The organism is Streptomyces sp. NPDC040545 (assembly GCF_055595065.1).
Map to the genome: position 1 here is coordinate 344,787 of NZ_JBVIWA010000003.1, position 16,902 is coordinate 361,688.

Here is a 16,902-nt window from a genome sequence, read left to right on the forward strand (position 1 = left end):
GGGTCGCGAGCGCTCCTGGACCGCCTTCTGGCGTACCCGGCACGCTGCCCGGCGCTCGGCGCCGGTGGAGCGTTCTGCGGCCGGGATCGGATCCATGGCATGCGTCCACGCCGGCAGGGCCGCAAAGCGGGGGGAACGCGCGTGAGCGCGGCCGACCGGGGAGGAAGCCGGGGCCGCGCTCACGTGTCACACGGGGAAACCGGCAAGGCTCCCTGGTGCGCTGCTGGGGCCGGATCAGGCGTTGACGCAGGTGTTGCCGAACGACGGGTTGAGCAGAGCGATGACGTTGACGGTGTTGCCACAGACGTTGACGGGAACGTGGACCGGGACCTGGAGGAGGTTCCCGGACAGAACACCCGGCGAGCCGATGGCCGCGCCCTGGGCGCCGGCGTCGGCGGAGGCCATGCCCGCCGCGCCGAGGAGGATGGCGCCGGTAGCGGTGATGACGGCCGTGGTCTTCTTCACTGGGGTCTCCTTCAGGATGTGCGTCGAAATGGAGCGCGAAAGCGGGCGTCGGCCGTGGGCCGGGCAAGCGGGCCCACGCTGGGCGCTCGTCCTCTCCAACTCCTCCACGGGGTACATGGACACGGTGGTCGACCCGTTCGGGTGCCGCGTCCACCAGGACCGAGCTCGTCCGTCACCGGCCAAACGTCACTTCATGCTCCGGCCGAGTGGCACGGCCAAGTGTCGCTGCAGGCTTCGACGCCGCACGCGCTGGAAACAGGCCCTGATCTGGCTGCACTCGGCCGGGGAACCCGTCTGGCCTCGGTACCGTCACCGGAGGCGACGTACGTGCGCAGGATCTCGCGGAAGGGTGCGCCGGTTCCGGGCCCGGCGCGCTGGACCGTGCTGGACCGTGCTGCGTGACGGTCCCGCCATCTGCCCCGGATGTTGCTGGGTCAGCCGTGCGCCGAAGCGCAGCCCCCTGCTCGGCCACTCACGGCCCTGACCCTCCCCCACCCAGCAATCGTGGTTGACCCGCCACGGCGCGCACCGGTTTGCTGAGCCGATGACCGACCTGCGCATCCAAGCGGTGGACGACGACACCTCGATCCACGACTGGCAGTACGTCCACAACCTGATCATCCCCGGCGACGTGCTGTCCCTCGACGACGTCCGTGCCCGCCCCGGCCGCAACCGCATGGAAGTCGCCTACCTCGGCGACGTCCTGGTCGGCTGCACCACCGTGCGCCCGCCCAACGGCGCCAACGGCGCCACCGCCACGGTCATCGCCCGCGTCCTGCCCGAGTACCGCTGCCACGGCCTCGGCACCCGCCTCTACGAGCGCGCCCTGGGCCAGGCCCGCGCGTTGGACGCTCAGATCATCGAGACCGTGGTGCTGGCCTCCAACCCGGACGGGCTACGCTTCGCCGAGCGGCACGGCTTCGTCGAGGCCGAACGCTATCTGCTGCGCGAAAGTGACACCGTGCCCTGGATCGACCTGCGCCTGACCTGACCCGCAGGCCGGGGCGCAACACGCCGGTCCGTCCGGTGCGGGGCGGCCCCGGCCGTACTGCGTCCCGTGGTCGGGGGCCGGGCCCTGTCCCGCGCGCTCCATTCCGGCACGGGCCGGGATGGAGCGTCGCCCGTCACGTAATTGCAGTTCAGGGAGTTTCGGTCGCACGTACGATGCCGGGCATGATCGTCGCTTCCATAGACCCCACCTCGCAGGCTTTCGCCGTCGGCGAGGTCATCGGAGTCATGTCCGCCGCCGCCATAGCCATCGGCGCACTCTGGTGGCTGACCCGCTCCTGGCGTGCGCAGTCCACCCCGCCAGACGGTGATCCGGCACAAGCCATGCGGGGGAAGAGGAAGCGGACCTGGTTCATCGCGGGCGTGACCGTGTTCATCGCCGCCACCGCGAGCGTGAAGGCCGCCGCCTCCTACCATCCCGAACCCCGCGCCATCGAGGCGCTCGCCGCGGACGGCACCGAGGAGTCCCTCGTCATCGTCCTCCCGGAGATCTTCGACCGCTTCCGCCTCCTGACGGGCGAGGACGCCAAACGCGCCGAGACCGAAGTGCTGGCCGGCCGGACACTCCCGCACAGCATGCGGACCGGCTACTACGACCAGGACGCCGACGGGTCCTACGACCTCTTCGTCCTGGTCAACAGCGCCGACTGGGACCCCAAGATCGCCGAGAACAAGGCGGCCAAATCGATCGCGCAGGAGCTCCGCGGCTTCTTCACCGCCAGCAAGGCCCGCGACGTGACCCCCTTCGACGCGGGCAAGCACGGCGGCGGCCTCAGCTGCGGCCTCGTGGCCGGCCCCGACGGCGACCAGACACTCTGCGCGTGGAGCGATGCCGTCAACCTCGTCGGCGTCCGCCTCCGGTCAACCGACCTCGCGGGCGCCGCCCGCACCACCCTCGCACTGCGCAACGCAGCCACACGCTGACGGGCTCAGGTCAGCCCGCGGGCGCGTCCACGTCCTCGCACCTGCCGTTCACAGCCGTTTCGGGCGGAGTGGCGATCGCCGCCTGCTGCCAGTGCTGGCGCTCCCCCACGAGGGCCCCGCTGGGCCTCTCGGCGTACCAGGCCCGTGCCGCGCTGCCGCCGTCCTCCCGTTAGCCGGTGGTCTCGACGGCTTCGGCGACGGCCGCGACGAGGCAGCCGCCGACCCAGGCCTTCACGTGCATCACCAGGGATGATGCCAACTGGTCCTCGTCGCGGAGGCCCCACTTGAGGAGGTCTTGTCGGCCCATGGATACACAGCAAGGCACGGGCGGCGTCGGAAGGATGGCCGCACCGAAATCGCAGTGCCGGGGGCACAGTCTCCTTGCCATACTGCTCCGATGATCAACTTGCCTACCGCTGCGCTGGACTCGTTGTCCGGGCTCGCCTTCGGGGACGCTTTCGGTGACCGCTGGTTCGGCATCCTGCGCCGCGAAGGCCCGGCCGCCCTGGAGGCGCGGATCTTGCCCCCGGAGCCGCGGTGGCGGTGGAGCGACGACACCGCCCAGGCGCTCGTCCTGGTCCGGGAACTCGCCGAGGGCGGCGGCACCGTCGACCAGGACCGCCTCGCCCTGCGCCTCGCCGAGGCCTACGCCGACGACACGCACCGAGGCTACGGAGCCTCGATGCACGACGTGCTCCGCCGGATCGGCGCGGGCGAGCCCTGGCGGGAAGTGGTCGCTGGACAGTTCGGCGGCCAGGGCTCCTGGGGAAACGGCGCGGCCATGCGCGTCGCCCCACTCGGCGCCTGGCACGCCGCCGACCTCGAAACCGTCGCCGAGCAGGCCGCCGGCCAGAGCGCGGTCTCACACCACCACCCGGAGGCCGTCTCCGGGGCGGTGGCGGTCGCCGTGGCCGCGGCGCTGGCCACGCGCAGCCGGGGCGGGGCCGCCCCGGCGCGGGCGGACTTCCTCCGGGCCGTCGCCGAACGGCTACCCGTCGGCGACGTCCGGTCCGGGGTGCGGATCGCGGCCCGGATGCCGGAGCACACCTCGGTCCGGCATGCCGCGGAGGTCCTCGGCTCCGGCTACCGGATGTCCGGGCCCGACACCGTGCCCTACGCCCTCTGGTGCGCGGCGGGACACCTCGACGACCTGCACGAGGGCCTGTGGTTCACCGTCGCCGGGCGCGGCGACATCGACACGACGTGCGCCATCGTGGGCGGGGTGATCGCCGCTCGCACGGGCGTCGCCACCCTTCCGCCCGCCTGGCACGCAGCCCGTGAACCGCTGCCCCCGGCCATGTCGGAGTAAGAAGTGGTATCAGGGATCGATCAACCGACCGCCTGCGCAGGTCGAGGGGTCGTTCATCGTGGGATCGCACTGGCCGAACGTCGGCGAGGCCAGGGCCGAAGCACCGCACGCTGGCGTGTTCGGCGGGCCGGGGGTGGTGGTGCCGGTGTCACAGCTGGGGGACGTACGGGGCGAGGCCGATGATGAGGATGGACCGTTCGCCCGGCCCTGGCTCGGGGCCCGTGCGGACCGGGCCGACGTAGTGGCTGACTCTATGGTCGTGGACGGCGTAACCATCCAATGGGTCGGTGAGGGTGAAGTCGGCGTGGATGTCCGCCCACGGGTCCTCGGGCTGCAGGCCCGCGCTGCCCGGTGTGGCGATGACGTTCCGCCCGCCGCTGACGTTGGTGCGGCTGATCAGGTGGGCGAACGTGAACGTGCTGGCGGAACCTCCGTCCTGGTGCAAGCAGTTCGGGGAGGAAACGGCCTCCTGGCCGGGACGGTCGACGCCGAGCCTGATCAGGTGGACACCGGCCCACAGCGGCCGTCTCCCCAGATCCTTCAGGGACAGGACGTGCTCGATGTCCCAGCGCAGGAGTCGCAACAGCAGAGCGTTGCCGCGCAGCGCCTCGGGGATGTCGGGGAGCACGCGCCGCGTGCGCGGGTACTCGGGGTCGTCCTCGCCCTGGGAGAAGTCGGTGACCGTACCGTGTACGGGGTCTGGGGTTCCGGGAATCCAGGACAGTTCGTCCTTCCACGGCAGGTACACGGCGTGGGAGTACCGGCGGAACCTGTTCGTTCCCGGAGCGTACGGGTCAGGCGGCAGAGCCTCGAAGACCTCCCGGATCCTGGCCAGGTCCCCCGCAGCGGAGCCGGCCGGGGTGATACCGAGTTGCTCAGCGCCGTAGCGGACGAATCCGCGCTCGCGCAGACCGCCCATGCCCTCACCCGGACCTCCTGCATCAGGGTGCGATCGCCGCTGGGGTTCAGCCTTTTCCACATGTTCCTCCCACAGGTCACCACGAGGGCCCATGGTGCCGGCGGCCCGTGCCGGTCTCACCCACGCCCTCCCCCGTCACGCCCCGGGCTCGACGGGGGCCCTGCGATACAAGGCCACAACCCGTGCGGCGGGCTCGTCGCACCGCCGCGGCTACGGGCTGTCCGGCTGCTGAGCGTCCTACGGGTCGCCGGAGGAAGCAAATCCGATCTGCGAACCCGACCAGGAGATCACCCTTCACGAAGGCCTTCCTCAGCTCCGTATCGGTGAGCGAGTCGGCCGAGGCTGATAACGGCCGGGAAGACCACCGTCATCCGATCGGCCGTGGGCGACCTCCACCTGGCCGGGGCCGGGCCGTCGGCTCCGTGCCTTTCGGCCCCCTACGGGAACGGCGGCGGATCCTGGCAGGTCACGTCCGCGGCGGGCAGCCGGCCCGTGGCAAGGTACTTGTTGACCGTGGCGTCGGCGCAGGAAGCCGGTTCGGAGAGGTACACACCGTGCTTCTCGCCGCCCAGCGCCAGCACCATCCGTGAGCCCTTGAGCGCCTTGTGCAGGCCCTGGCCGCTGGCCAGCGGGGTCTGGGAGTCCCACTCGTTCTGCACGGTCAGCACGTCGGCCCGGGTCTTCATGGGCGTCGCGGGCTCAACCGGCCGCTGCCAGAAGGCGCACGGCTTGATGTTCGACGCGAAGTCCCCGTACAGCGGATACTTCGCCTTGTCCCTCGCCGCGTCCCGCGCGTACTGATCGGGGTCGCGCGGCCAGGCGTCCGTGTCCCCGCACACGACGGACCAGTAGACGGCCATGCCTTCGCCATCGGAGTCGGCGGCCGCCGCGCCCGGCCCCGCGGCGTTCGGCTCGGAGGCGTTCGCCCCGGGGGACCGGGACCCGGCGAGCAGTTGCTTCAGATCCGGTGTGTCGCCCTCCGCCGGCCTGGGCCCGTTCTCGGCCAGGGATTTGAGGTACTTGATGACGGCCGAGGCTCCGTACGGGGAGAAGAACAGCGAGGGGTCTGCCCTGAAGTAGTCACCCGTGATCTTCTCCCCGTCGTGGACGATCGGGTCCCTGTCGGCCCGGGCCACCAGGCCCCAGAAGGTGGCGGACACCTCTTCGGGCGTGGTGCCGAGCCCGTATCGGTCCGAGCGCTCGGCGGCCCACCGTGTCCACCTCGCGAAGGCGGGCTCCGCTTCGGTGGCCCACACCTGGATCATGCCGCGCCAGACGCGCTGCGGATCCACCCCGCTGTCCAGCACGAAGCGGTCGGTGCGCTGCGGGAACATCTGGGAGTACACCGCGCCGAGGTAGGTTCCGTACGAGTAACTCAGGTACGAGATCTTCCGCTCGCCGAGCGCCGCACGGATGACGTCCAGGTCGCGGGCCGTGTTGCGGGTGGTGATGTAGGGGATGACGTCGCCGGACTTCTCCCGGCACTTGTCGGCGACGCTTCGCGCCCAGGCCACGTCCGAGGGGAAGGTCTCGGGCCGGTACGCGCCACCGGTGCCCCGCTCGGCCGCGCTGAGCCCGCCGCAGGAGATCGGGCTGCTCTTGCCGACCCCGCGCGGGTCGAAGCCGATGAGGTCGTACTGGTCCCGTACGTCCTTGGGCATCCTCCCGTTGAGGCCCACCGGCCGGAACAGCCCCGAGGCGCCGGGGCCACCAGGGTTGAAGAGCAGGACCCCCCGCCGCTTGCCCGGGTTTTCGGTCTTGATCCGGGATATCGCGAGGTCGAGCGTGCGGCCCTCGGGATGCTGGTAGTCAAGCGGCACCTTGAGGGTCGCGCACTCGTACGTCGCCGGCTGCTCGGGGCTGCAGCGGTGCCAGTCCGGCTGCTGGCGCATGTAGCCGGGGGTCTGGGCGGCAGCTGCCTGGGGGGCCGTCAGCAGGGGCACGGAAGTCGCGACGAGTCCGACCGTGGCGAGCAGTGGTGCGAGGCGTTTCATGGGAGGCGTGCCATCTTTCTTCCGGTGAAATCGCTGGTGTGACCACTGTGTTGCACCGGAAGCCAGCAGCGAATCCCCAGGAAGAGCCGTCCCTGGTCCCTCTCCCGTACCACGCCATATCCGGACAGTTGGCGGAAATCCAGCTCCCGAATGCTCCGCTCCTTGTTTCGGGCGCGACCACGGCTCCGGCCTGACACAGACGTGATCACCGCTGGTACGCGGGGTCCTACGACCGGCTCGGCGCGCCGGGCGGACACCGCCCGCGCCCTGGTGGTCCGCTCCCCCTCAAGTAGGACGTTGGTTGATCCGGGCAGGGCGGACCTCCTGCGCGACCGCCATCACCTGCCGTCCCGCCCACGACGCGGGCGACACCTCCCCCCTGGCGTTCCTCGCGGGCCGCGACGCCTCCTACGTCGCCGGCGCCTCGTGGGCCGTCGACGGCGGCATGCTCCGCATGGGCTCCAGGGCCGGCTCCCGCCTGGAAAGCGACGCCTGGCGGCGCCACTTGACCGTAACCGTCGTCGCTCTCGCCGAACTCGGCGTCGGCGCACTCCACAAGACGCTGGAGGGAACGCCTAGTGCTGTGACCGGGAAGGTTTGCCGGGTTGCGGCGTCCGTTGCGGTGCATCGCAAGGCGGAGGACCGCGGCTCGTACTGGACGTACTTGCGCGGTCCGACAACGCGGCGAGGTGCCGTGCCGGGCGTCGTGACCCGGTGAACCTTCCCGGTCACAGCACTAGCCGCCCCCGCCCCCGCCTCCGCCGCATCCGCTGCTGCCGCCGCAGCTGTAGCCCCCGGCGCCGCTGATGCCGAGGCCGGAGTGCCCGCCCCGGCCACGGTTCCCGGGGCCGGGGCGGCGCCGGGGCGCGGGGCGGGTGGTGCGCTTGACGTGGAGTTCGAGCAGGACGGCAGGCCCCAGGGCCTGCTCCAAAGCCGCGAGGAGCTGTCGGGCGTCGGTGTCCGGCGGGAGGACGGCCCGGCAGACGTCGGAGTCGTCCCGGATCAGGCGCAGCGTGAGCACGCGGGTGACGGGGAGGGGGTCCCCGGCGTACGGCTCCTCGATCTCCTGCTCCAGGCGCAGGCGGTCCGGCTCCTGCCTCGGCCGCCACGGACCGCTCCCCAGGCCGCGCACCAGGCACACCCCGGGGGGATCGCCGACGGCGGAGAACCTGATCCGGTACACCCGGAAGCAAGCCACGGCCAGTGCGCCAGCGAAGCCCGCCGCGACGGCTGCGGACACCATCCAGAGGGCCACCACCCCCACCGTGGCCCAGCCGGCGCCGGAGAAGAGCACGATCACCGCCACCGGCAGGACGAGGGCGAGCCCGAGAAAGCCCATACCGAGCGCGGTCAGCGCAGCGCTCCCCAGCGAGCGCGGCACGGTGAGCCAGGAGGCGCCGCCCGCCCGCAGCACCACGTCCGTCGTCCCCGACTCGCCCCGCTCCACGCCGCCGGGTATCCCCGGGCTGTATGCCGTCATTGCCTCACGGTAGATCTGACGCCGGGTGACTGGCCAGATGCCGTACGTGAGAGACCGCGGGCCGCGGTGCGATGCGGCCGGGCCGATTCCTTCGGATCACCTCGCTGACCATATGAAGATGGCGGCAAGTACGTCGATACGGCAAGCTGCTGGACCCCGTGCGCCCTTTCCGAGGTGCGGCAGGGGGTGTTTGCCGCACCGTCTCAGTGCCGTGCCGCCTCTTTGCCGCGCCGCCTCAGTGCCGCGCCGCCCGGTTTCCTGCGTCTCCCGGGCCCCGGTTTCAGCGCCTTCGTGGCGCGCGAGGGACTGCTGCCCCTCCACGGCGAGCCGAGCGACGACGGACGGGCCGTCCGATGCCGGACGCGGCTGTGGGGGCTACTTGGATTCGACTTGTCCTATCGGGTCGAGTCCGGCCGTCAGTGCCTCGCAGGCGATCTGCCAGGTGGAGGCGCCGGGGTGGAGCCGGGTGTGCAGGTAGGCCGCGGTGAGCTGGGCAAGGGCGGCGACTCGCTCGGGGTTCTCGTCGGTGGTCTCGGCGGCGTCGTATCCGGCGATCCCGCCGAGCCCGTGCTCCGCGTCGAACAGGGTGAGCAGGGTCTTGGGGCCGGGGGCGAGGGTGTAGGGGTCGGCGTGCCAGTCCGGCCCCATGTCCGTGAAGTGCCGGGGGTCGTCCTTGTCGCCGGCGACGACCAGCGCGGGCGCGGTCATGGTGGAGAAGTCGACGGCTCCGATGATCGGCCACTGCTCGGCCATGGGCCCGTTGAGCACGTCGCCGCCCCTGCCGGGCGCGGCGAGCAGTACGCCCGCCTTGATCCGGGGCTCGACGAGGTGCACCACGTTCCCGGTGTGGGGGTCGGTGAGCCCGGCACCCAGCAGGAGGGCGGCGGTGAAACCTCCGAGCGAGTGTCCCGCGAGGGCGATCTTGGTGTGGTCGATCCGTCCGGCGAGCTGCGGCACGGCGTTCTCGATTACGTCGAGCCGGTCGAGGATGTGGGTCATGTCCTCGGCGCGGGAGCGCCAGAAGTCGGGTGCGCCGGGGGCGTCGGCGACCAGGTGGGTCAGTGTGCTGGAGGTGAGGTGGGTGGGTTGGACGACGACGAATCCGTGTGCCGCCCAGAAGTTGGCGAGCGGCGCGTAGCCGTTGAGTGAGGAGAGGTTGTTCGAGGGGCCGTGGCCGTGGGAGAGGAGGATGACGGGGAGGCCGGTTCCGGTCGCGGGTGCGGAGACGCGCACTTGGAGGTCCACGGGACGTCCGGGCACGGACAGGACTACGGGGCTGAAGGACAGGACCGGGACGGCCGTGCCCAAGGCGTCGGCGGTGGTGGCTGTGCTCACGGTGCGGATTCCCTTTCGGTGGCGCCTGCCGCCCGCCGGTCTGATGCAGCCGCGGGCGGACAAGGCGGTCAGGGGCGTTCCGTTTCGGCTAAGCTGAAACGGAACGTTGCTCCATTTAGTATCCGGAGCGGCGCTCCGTTTTGTCAACCGGTGTTGAAGGAGAACGTGATGGCCGCCGAGGGTCCTGCAGGGGGTTCGCCGTCCCGAAGCAAGCGGGCCGACGCCCAGCGCAATCGGGAGACGGTGCTCACGGCCGCAGCCGAGGTGTTCGTGACCTCCGGTGTCGACGCGCCGATCCGCCAGATCGCGGCCCAGGCGGGCGTCGGGATGGCCACGATCTACCGCCACTTCCCGACGCGGGCGGACCTCGTCACCGCCGTGTACCAGCACCAGATCGAGGCATGCGCCGAAGCCGGCCCGAACCTGCTGGCCGGCGCCGATTCCCCGCTCGACGCACTGCGCCAATGGTTCGACCTCTTCGTCGACTTCCTCGTCACCAAACACGGCCTCGCCGACGCCCTCCAGTCGGACAGCGACCGCTTCGCCGCGCTGCACGCCTACTTCCTCGACCGCCTACTGCCCGTCTGCGCGCAACTGCTCGACGCCGCGGTCGGGGCCGGCGAGATCAGGCCCGGCACACAGCCGTACGAGCTGATGCGCGGCATCGGCAACCTCTGCATCGGACGCGACAACGACCCCCGCTACGACCCCCGACGCCTGATCGCCCTCCTCCTCCAGGGACTCGAGCGACCGCAGAAGTCCTGATGCCGACGAGCGGCATCGCGACCAGGCTTCCCCCGGCTTCCACACGAGCCGAACGTCCGTCACCCAACAGCCGGAGACACCGGCAAGCAGGAGACAGGCGGCTCGCCGACGCCGGCCTCCACCGCCTGGCGCGCGATGTCCGAGACGGAGAACGGGTACTCGGTGCCGGGAGCCGGCTCCCGCCGGCGCCGCAGGCTGGCGACGGCCAGGGCGGTGGCGGCCTGCGGCCGATGCCGCTGCGGTGCCGCCTGCCCGTCATCACCACCGCACCCCCGTCCGGTTGGCGCGGGTCAGCGCGGGGGGGCCGAGCCCTCGGAGATCTTCACGGCGTACCAGCGGACCGGGTTACGCCACGAGAGGGAACACGACCGTGTGTCGCGGAGGCACCGCGGTTTCACTCTGGTGTGATTTCCATCTGAGCCGCAGGCTGAGCGCTCCGGCTCCAGAGTGACGTTCGAGAGGTAGCACTCGTTGGGATCACAGCCCTGGTGGGAGGACCTTCCCAAGGTCAAGTGGCCCGACGTTCCGCCAAGCGTCACCACGCGCGCAACGTGGTACCACCAGAACATGCGCAGCGCCCGCTGGAGGGCCAAGCTGCTGGATCTGGCGATCCTGGTTCTCGCCGCGGGAGTTCCCTTCGCCGTCGCGATCAAGGCTGGCAACTGGGTTGTTGCGCTGCTGGGGTCCCTCACCTCCCTGCTTACGGGGATGCGCCATGTCTTCGACCCGCAGGGAGACTGGATCTCTTTCGCCCGGGCACACCTGCAGATCGAATCCGAGGTGGTCCGCTACAAGCAGGCTGCGGATGAGTACAGCGACCCGGCCGCCGCCCCAGGAATTCTTGCCGCGCGCATCGAAGAGATCTCAGCAGAGGAGACTGGCGCATGGACTCAGCGTCTTCCCCGCCCTGCCACCCCAGGAACCAGCCAATAGCGACAACGCCGCCCGCGGGAATCCGTCCGGCAGACGCGGCCCACGGGGCACCGGCCACACCCATGCCCGTGGCCGGCACGTCCCTCGCCCGTGCCGCGGCGCGTCTGCGGGAGCGGCTTGCTGCGACCCGACGAGCTGTCGCGCCAAGGCCGTCCAGCACCACCATCCCGGCCGGCAGCAGACTCAGGAGCAGGCCGACGGTCTCTGCCCGGGCCTGCCAACCCACCAGCCGTACGCGTGCCACCCCGGCGCCGGTACAGCGCTGCCTGCATCGCGGTCGCACCTCCCGTCCGGTTGATACGGCCACCCCCGGCCAGGCCCTGGGTCCGGGTTCCGTGACCCGCGACGGGAGGCACCCGGCACAGCCGGGTGCCTGCTGCCCGGCAAGGGACAAGTACTCACTTCCCGAAAGCGGTTCGCCATCGGCTACTGGCCGTGGGGTGCGTGCGGTTCCTCCCCCGCGTACATCCCGGTGAGTTCGGCGGCGATCCGGGCCAGCCACCGTCGTACCTCCGGCGGCTCCAGTACCTCGACCCCCGCTCCCAGACCGGCCAGATGTCCTGCCAGGGCCTTGGGGGCCGGGCCGTCGACCCACACCTCGGTCCAGCCGTCGGGCAGCGGACCGCCGACGCGCACACGGCCGCCGAGGAACCGTTGCAGCAGGGCCAGCGTGTCGGGGTGGACGCGGGCCCGGGCGGTCACGGCGTACATGCCGTCCTGGAAGGCTCCTGACAGCGTCCGCCAAGCCGTGGCGAGGTCGAAGCCGGGCGGCCGGACCACCGGTTGGCCGGTCGGCTCGACGGAGGTGACCCGGCTGAGCCGGAAGGTGCGCAGGCCCTTGTCCGTACCGGCGACGAGGTAGTCCACGCCCGCCTTGGCCACGAGTCCGAGGGGGTCGACGGTGCGTTCGCCGGCCGGTTTGCCGACGCCCGCGTACCCGAGGCGGACGCGGATCCCGTCCACGACGGCGCCCTGGAGCGCGGAGCGGTGGGCGGCGTCGGCGGTGACGGCGTTGCGGGACCAGTCCGTGGCGTCGACGACCCCCGCGCGGGTCGCGGCCTCGGCTTGGGCCCGCAGGGTGGGTGGCAGTGCCCGGACCAGCTTGCGCAGCGTGGTGCGCAGTTCGGGGGTGGCCGACAGGGGGCCGGTGACGAGGAAGAGTGCCCGTATTTCGTCGGCGGTCAGCCCGGTGAGGTTGGTACGGGCCCCGCCGACGAGGGACCAGCCGCCGCCGCGGCCGCGCTGCGAGTAGACGGGGATGCCGGCCGCGGCCAAGGCCTCCAGATCTCGGCGCGCGGTGCGCTCGGACACCTCCAGTTCGGCGGCCACTTCGGGGACGGTGACGCGGCCGCGTTCCTGGAGGAAGAGCAGGGTCGCCACCAGCCGGTCGGCTCTCATCTCGCCTTTCTCCTCCTTCGTGGGTGCCGCGTCGTCGTCTTTCATTCTCCTCGGAAAACTGGCCAGAAGGTGGCCACTTTTACTTGCAGGATGAACCCATGAACAACACCGAGCAGCTCATCGAGACCCCGTCCGACTCCACCCGTACCGTCGACGCCACCTCCTCGTTCGATCCGCGGACCGACCTCGCCGCAGCCGTCGAGCTGGCGGGCCGTACGCTGGCCGCCGTCCGGCCCGAGCAGTACGACGCCCCGACCCCCTGCGAGGAGTTCGATGTACGGCGACTGTCGAGCCACCTCGTCGCCGTCGTCCGCCGGATCTCGGTGATCGGGCGCGGCGAGGACCCGTTCAGCGTGCCGTCCTTCGCCGACGAGATCGCTGACGGCGGATGGGCGGCGGCCTGGGTGCCGGGCGCCCGCGAGGTCGCGGAGGTGTGGGCGGATCCGGGTATCCTCGGCCGGCAGCTGCGCCTGCCGATGGGCGTCCTGCCGGGCGCGGCCGCCGCGGCCGTCTACACCCACGAACTCACGGTGCACACCTGGGACCTGGCCAGGGCGACCGGACAGGACCCGGACTGGGACCCGGCTCTCATCGAGCGTGTGATCGGCGTCGTACGTCGCGCGCTGCCGGCCGAAACCCGCGGCGGGCGGATCCCCTTCGGAGAAGTGGTGGCTGTGGATCCCGAGGCCCCGGCCATCGACCGGCTCGTGGCCTGGGCCGGGCGCCGGCCCTGAGGGCCGCGGTGCGGGGAACAGCGTTCTAGGTCAGCTGGAAGGGGTTACGCCACCCCGAGGTACGCCGAACGGAAGCGCGGACGGGTGCCTCCTTCGGAGCGTGTTGAAGCCGGGCATCGGCGTCATGTCCGGCTTTGCCGGGCCCCGGCCGCGGCCTCGGCCGGTCGGCGAGGACCGCGGCCTCGGCCGGGGCCTCATCTGCCTGGGATCGGTCCGCATGGGTACGACTCGCGGTCCAGTCGGCAAGGATGCGCGGGGCGTTCTTCGACGGCGGGCCGGGTTCGACGGTGTGGAGGCCGAGGGTCTGGTCCGGGTCTCCGGTGGGGAGGAAGGCCTCGAAGCCGAGAGTGAGGTCTCCGGCGAAGGGGTGGTGGTAGCGCTTGGCCGTACTTGGGCTGGTACACGTCGCGCTCCGACCACCATCGGCGGAAGTCCCCGTCACCGGACGACAGTTCGCCGGCCAGCTGTGCCGGACAGGGAGCGCGCGGATGGTGGCTGGCGTACAGGCGCAGCATGCCGACGTTTTCGCGGGCGGTCCCGGGCCAGTCGGCGTAGAGATCGCGGGCCTGGGGAGCGAGGAACACGTACGTCGAGATCATGGGGCCTGGGTGAGCGGCGACCACGCCTGGCAGACCCAGACCCGCCGCTGCACCGGCGCACTCCGGATCCACCCCACCACCGGACCCGGCTACTCGACGAGGTCCTGGGAGCGTGAACCCGCGTCCCGCGACGACCCGCCCTGCCCGAAACCGGGCCGGGGCCCGCCGGATGCCGGGCCGCTCCCCCACCCGATCACCGCTCGCGAGGCCCGGCCTGCTGCAGGCGGAAGGGGGACCGCAGCCGCTGCCGAAGCCACCTGGCCGGGCGCGGCAGCGGGGTGGCGGTGGAAGGGGCCGGCACCACTGTCCCGGCCGGCAGGCTAGGGACAGGCCCGCACTCCCGTGCCCGCCCCGGTCGGGGCCCACCAGCCGCACGCGGCCAGCCCGGGACCGGGCCTGCCGGTCTGCGGTGCTCTGTTCGCCGATGTGCTGGTCGGGGCATTGACCGATGGCGCGCGTCTGACGCGGTTTCAGGTCACGGGCGGTGAGGCCCGGAGCGCGCGGAAGGTCAGCGCGAGCGGTCGTCGGCCGGTATCGGGGAGGGGGCCTCGGCGGCCCAGGCCAGCAGCATCCGCAGGGCGTCGTGCGAGGGGCTGCCCGGCTCAGCGGCATATGTGATCAAGGCCTGATCGGGGTCGTCCGTTGCGCGCAGGGTCTCGTAGGCCAGTTCCAGATCGCCTACCACCGGATGGTGGAATCGCTTGGTTCCCGAGGTCTTGTCCTGCACCGGGTGTTCAGCCCACCAGCGACGGAAGTCCTCGCTCTTCATCGACAGTTCGCCGATCAGACTCGCCAACTGGGGGTCCTCGGGGTGCCGTCCGGCGTCCAGGTGGAGGTAGGCCACATTCTCGCGGGCGCAGGACGGCCAGTTCCCATACAGTTCCCGGGACGTCTCGTCGAGGAAGGTGATCCGGGCGATGTTGCGCTCCGCCGGGTCCAGGGCCGCGTAGTCGCCGAAGAGGGCGACCGCTGCCGCATTCCAGGCCAGGACGTCCATGCGCCGGCCCATTACCATCGCCGGCATGTCCACCAGATCGTCCAGCAACCTCTGAAGCATGGGGCGCACGCCTTGCGGCTGGGCCTGGCGCCGGGGAACGTTCCGGGCGGCGGACTGCGGTCGGGCGAGGCGGTGCAGGTGCCGGGTGGCATCCCCGTCCAGCCGAAGTGCGCGGGCGAGGGCGTCGAGTACCGCGCCCGAGGGGTTGGGTACGCGGCCCTGTTCCATCCGTGTGTAGTAGTCGACGCTCACTCCGGCGAGCTGCGCGATCTCCTCGCGGCGCAGGCCCGCGACCCGGCGCCGGCCTCCGAAGTCCGGCAGGGCGACGTCTTCAGGGTGCAGGAGGGCGCGGCGGGTCCGGAGGAATTCGCCCATGTTGATCGCTGTGCTCATACGGCCATTGTGGCCGGTCGTGACGGGTGGCTGCCTGGCCCTGTCGGGGCCAGGCAGCCGCGCCCGCCGTCAGGAGGCGGGGATCGCGTTCACCAGGCCCCCGTCGACGGTGATGTCCTGGGCGGTGATGTACGACGACCGCGGGGAGAGGAGGAAGGCGACGGTCTCGGCGATGTCCTGGGCCTGGCCGAGCCGCCTCAGCGGCACCTGGGCGCGGATGGCATCGTGCGAGGCGGGATCCGGGTTGGCGGCATCGAACATCTCGGTGACGACGTAGCCCGGGCTGACCGAGTTGACCCGGATACCCCGCTCGGCGAGATCACTGCCCAGCGTGCGGGCCAGGTTGTGGACGGCGGCCTTGGTGGCCGCGTACACGGGTGCGACGGCCAGGCCCCGGTGCAGTGTCCACGAGGCGTTGATCACGATGGAACCGCCACCGGCCGCGTCGAGCAGCGGCAGCACCTTCTGGACCGTGAAGAACACCCCCTTGAAGTTGACGTCGACGGTGAGGTCGAAGTCCTGCTCGGTGACCTCGCCACTGCGCTGGAACACGCCGACCCCGGCATTGGCGAACACCCCGTCCAGACGTCCGTGTCGTTCACGGATCAGGGCGGCCAGGCGGTCGAGATCGGTGAGGCTGGCGGAGTCGGCCCGGACCGTGAACAGCCGGGCACCCTGGTCGGAGACCTCGGCCAGTTGTTCGGCCGCGCGGTCGAGGCGGGCATCGTCGCGGCCGGTGATGACGATATGGGCGCCGGCTTCCAGGAGCAGTCGCGCGGTGGCCAGGCCCATCCCGCTGGTTCCGCCGGTGATCAGGACGACACGGTTGCGGAAGCCGGTCACATCAGTGGTGTTGTCGGTCATGACCACAGCTTCGCCACCAGCCTCCGGGCCGACCAGGCCCAGATCAACCTGGGTCTACCAGGGCCCCCTCCCACAGACGTCCTCCACCACACCGCCTTGGCGGTCTTGGGCGTCAGGGAAGCGGCCGGTGCGTGTCCGCACTGGGGCACGCTCGGGTGCGGGGGCGGGGTGCCCGACCCCGTTCCCCGCTCGAGCGCTGCCCCTTGACCGTCAAGCCGCCTGTCACGCGGTCTGTCGTGTGGTCTGGCGGACGGTCAGAGCCGGTCCTTGGTCTCGCACCAGAACAGACTGGACGGGTACGACACGGGCACGTCGCACTTTGCCCGCCTTCTGACGGGCTGGCCGGCGTCGAGCTGCTCCCCCGTGATGGTGATCTCGCCCTTCCACCACCAACCGGATATGAAGGCCCATGTCTGGGGCGTCGCTATCCAGTCCGTACAGACCAAGGTGTCCGACTGGTTGTGGCCGCAGACGAAAATCCTGTCCGAGTACCGCGTGCTGACCGCCACGGTCTGCCCATTTTCGGCGGCCGCGGCAGGCCCCGCCGTGGCGAGTGTGCCGATGCACGCCATTCCCAGGGCTGCAGCCGTGGCACCGAGCCTGCCGACGGCACTTCTCTTCGTCATGGGTCCCCCCGAGTCTCCGGTGCAGTGATCTTGAGATGCGACGCCATTGTGCATGTTCCTTGCCAGCAAGCCCAGTTGATATATCGAGCGGGAGATCGCGACAGTCCGGGCGTGCTCCGATCAGGTCGTCGTCGGGCGAGCGATGCCGGCGGCAACCCG

At 71.2% G+C, this 16,902-nt stretch carries 16 protein-coding genes and 2 pseudogenes; 7 read left to right on the top strand and 11 right to left on the bottom strand.

The features are described from left to right. Positions 1–234: 234 nt before the first annotated feature. Positions 235–405, bottom strand: coding sequence for a chaplin (locus ACZ573_RS09620; protein WP_351160278.1), 171 nt, complete (start codon positions 403–405; stop codon positions 235–237). Between the two features lie 604 nt (positions 406–1,009). Between ACZ573_RS09620 and ACZ573_RS09625 the strand changes: the two genes are divergently transcribed. Then, the gene (locus ACZ573_RS09625) at positions 1,010–1,456 is read left to right on the top strand and encodes a GNAT family N-acetyltransferase (protein ID WP_471301391.1); all 447 of its coding nucleotides are present in this window, start codon (positions 1,010–1,012) and stop codon (positions 1,454–1,456) included. Between the two features lie 182 nt (positions 1,457–1,638). Next, positions 1,639–2,397, top strand: coding sequence for a hypothetical protein (locus ACZ573_RS09630; protein ID WP_471301393.1), 759 nt, complete (start codon positions 1,639–1,641; stop codon positions 2,395–2,397). Between the two features lie 169 nt (positions 2,398–2,566). Here the strand turns inward: ACZ573_RS09630 and ACZ573_RS09635 are convergent, their stop codons facing one another. After that, entirely contained in the window at positions 2,567–2,704 is a 138-nt protein-coding gene (locus tag ACZ573_RS09635; protein ID WP_471301395.1) for a hypothetical protein, read from the bottom strand. A 90-nt stretch (positions 2,705–2,794) separates the two neighbouring features. Here ACZ573_RS09635 and ACZ573_RS09640 point away from each other — a divergent pair, with 90 nt between their 5' ends. Then, entirely contained in the window at positions 2,795–3,706 is a 912-nt protein-coding gene (locus ACZ573_RS09640; RefSeq protein WP_471301398.1) for an ADP-ribosylglycohydrolase family protein, read from the top strand. 148 nt (positions 3,707–3,854) lie between these two features. Here the strand turns inward: ACZ573_RS09640 and ACZ573_RS09645 are convergent, their stop codons facing one another. Beyond that, complete coding sequence (locus ACZ573_RS09645) at positions 3,855–4,625, bottom strand: 2OG-Fe dioxygenase family protein (RefSeq protein WP_471301400.1); 771 nt, start codon at positions 4,623–4,625, stop codon at positions 3,855–3,857. A gap of 437 nt (positions 4,626–5,062) precedes the next feature. Then, entirely contained in the window at positions 5,063–6,619 is a 1,557-nt protein-coding gene (locus ACZ573_RS09650; RefSeq protein WP_471301401.1) for an alpha/beta fold hydrolase, read from the bottom strand. 379 nt (positions 6,620–6,998) lie between these two features. Between ACZ573_RS09650 and ACZ573_RS09655 the strand changes: the two are divergent. After that, positions 6,999–7,121: pseudogene (locus tag ACZ573_RS09655) on the top strand (SDR family oxidoreductase); the annotation flags it as partial. Between the two features lie 234 nt (positions 7,122–7,355). Here the strand turns inward: ACZ573_RS09655 and ACZ573_RS09660 are convergent. Together ACZ573_RS09660 and ACZ573_RS09665 are read right to left on the bottom strand one after the other, a co-directional pair. Further along, entirely contained in the window at positions 7,356–8,099 is a 744-nt protein-coding gene (locus tag ACZ573_RS09660) for a hypothetical protein (protein WP_471301403.1), read from the bottom strand. 375 nt (positions 8,100–8,474) lie between these two features. Next, positions 8,475–9,434 (bottom strand): alpha/beta hydrolase family protein, encoded by a 960-nt coding sequence (locus ACZ573_RS09665; RefSeq protein ID WP_471301405.1) that lies wholly within the window; start codon positions 9,432–9,434, stop codon positions 8,475–8,477. A gap of 168 nt (positions 9,435–9,602) precedes the next feature. Between ACZ573_RS09665 and ACZ573_RS09670 the strand changes: the two genes are divergently transcribed. Next, complete coding sequence (locus tag ACZ573_RS09670) at positions 9,603–10,199, top strand: TetR/AcrR family transcriptional regulator (protein ID WP_471301408.1); 597 nt, start codon at positions 9,603–9,605, stop codon at positions 10,197–10,199. Positions 10,200–10,670: 471 nt separating this feature from the next. Then, entirely contained in the window at positions 10,671–11,132 is a 462-nt protein-coding gene (locus ACZ573_RS09675) for a DUF4231 domain-containing protein (protein ID WP_471301410.1), read from the top strand. 426 nt (positions 11,133–11,558) lie between these two features. Here the strand turns inward: ACZ573_RS09675 and ACZ573_RS09680 are convergent, their stop codons facing one another. Continuing rightward, positions 11,559–12,530, bottom strand: a complete 972-nt coding sequence (locus ACZ573_RS09680; RefSeq protein ID WP_471301412.1) for a helix-turn-helix transcriptional regulator — start codon at positions 12,528–12,530, stop codon at positions 11,559–11,561. A gap of 98 nt (positions 12,531–12,628) precedes the next feature. Here ACZ573_RS09680 and ACZ573_RS09685 point away from each other — a divergent pair, with 98 nt between their 5' ends. Next, positions 12,629–13,264, top strand: a complete 636-nt coding sequence (locus ACZ573_RS09685) for a TIGR03086 family metal-binding protein (protein WP_471301414.1) — start codon at positions 12,629–12,631, stop codon at positions 13,262–13,264. A gap of 25 nt (positions 13,265–13,289) precedes the next feature. On the opposite strand, the pseudogene ACZ573_RS09690 reads toward ACZ573_RS09685, so the two are convergent. The 4 genes and pseudogenes from ACZ573_RS09690 to ACZ573_RS09705 all read right to left on the bottom strand — a co-directional run bounded on the left by ACZ573_RS09690 (position 13,290) and on the right by ACZ573_RS09705 (position 16,743). Next, positions 13,290–14,475: pseudogene (locus ACZ573_RS09690) on the bottom strand (MmyB family transcriptional regulator). Further along, entirely contained in the window at positions 14,372–15,253 is an 882-nt protein-coding gene (locus ACZ573_RS09695) for a helix-turn-helix transcriptional regulator (protein ID WP_471301417.1), read from the bottom strand. Before ACZ573_RS09695 ends, ACZ573_RS09690 begins: the two are co-directional and overlap by 104 nt. Positions 15,254–15,322: 69 nt before the next feature. Further along, positions 15,323–16,117 (bottom strand): SDR family NAD(P)-dependent oxidoreductase, encoded by a 795-nt coding sequence (locus ACZ573_RS09700; RefSeq protein ID WP_471301419.1) that lies wholly within the window; start codon positions 16,115–16,117, stop codon positions 15,323–15,325. A gap of 254 nt (positions 16,118–16,371) precedes the next feature. Then, entirely contained in the window at positions 16,372–16,743 is a 372-nt protein-coding gene (locus ACZ573_RS09705) for a hypothetical protein (RefSeq protein WP_471301422.1), read from the bottom strand. Between the last annotated feature and the right edge of the window lie 159 nt (positions 16,744–16,902).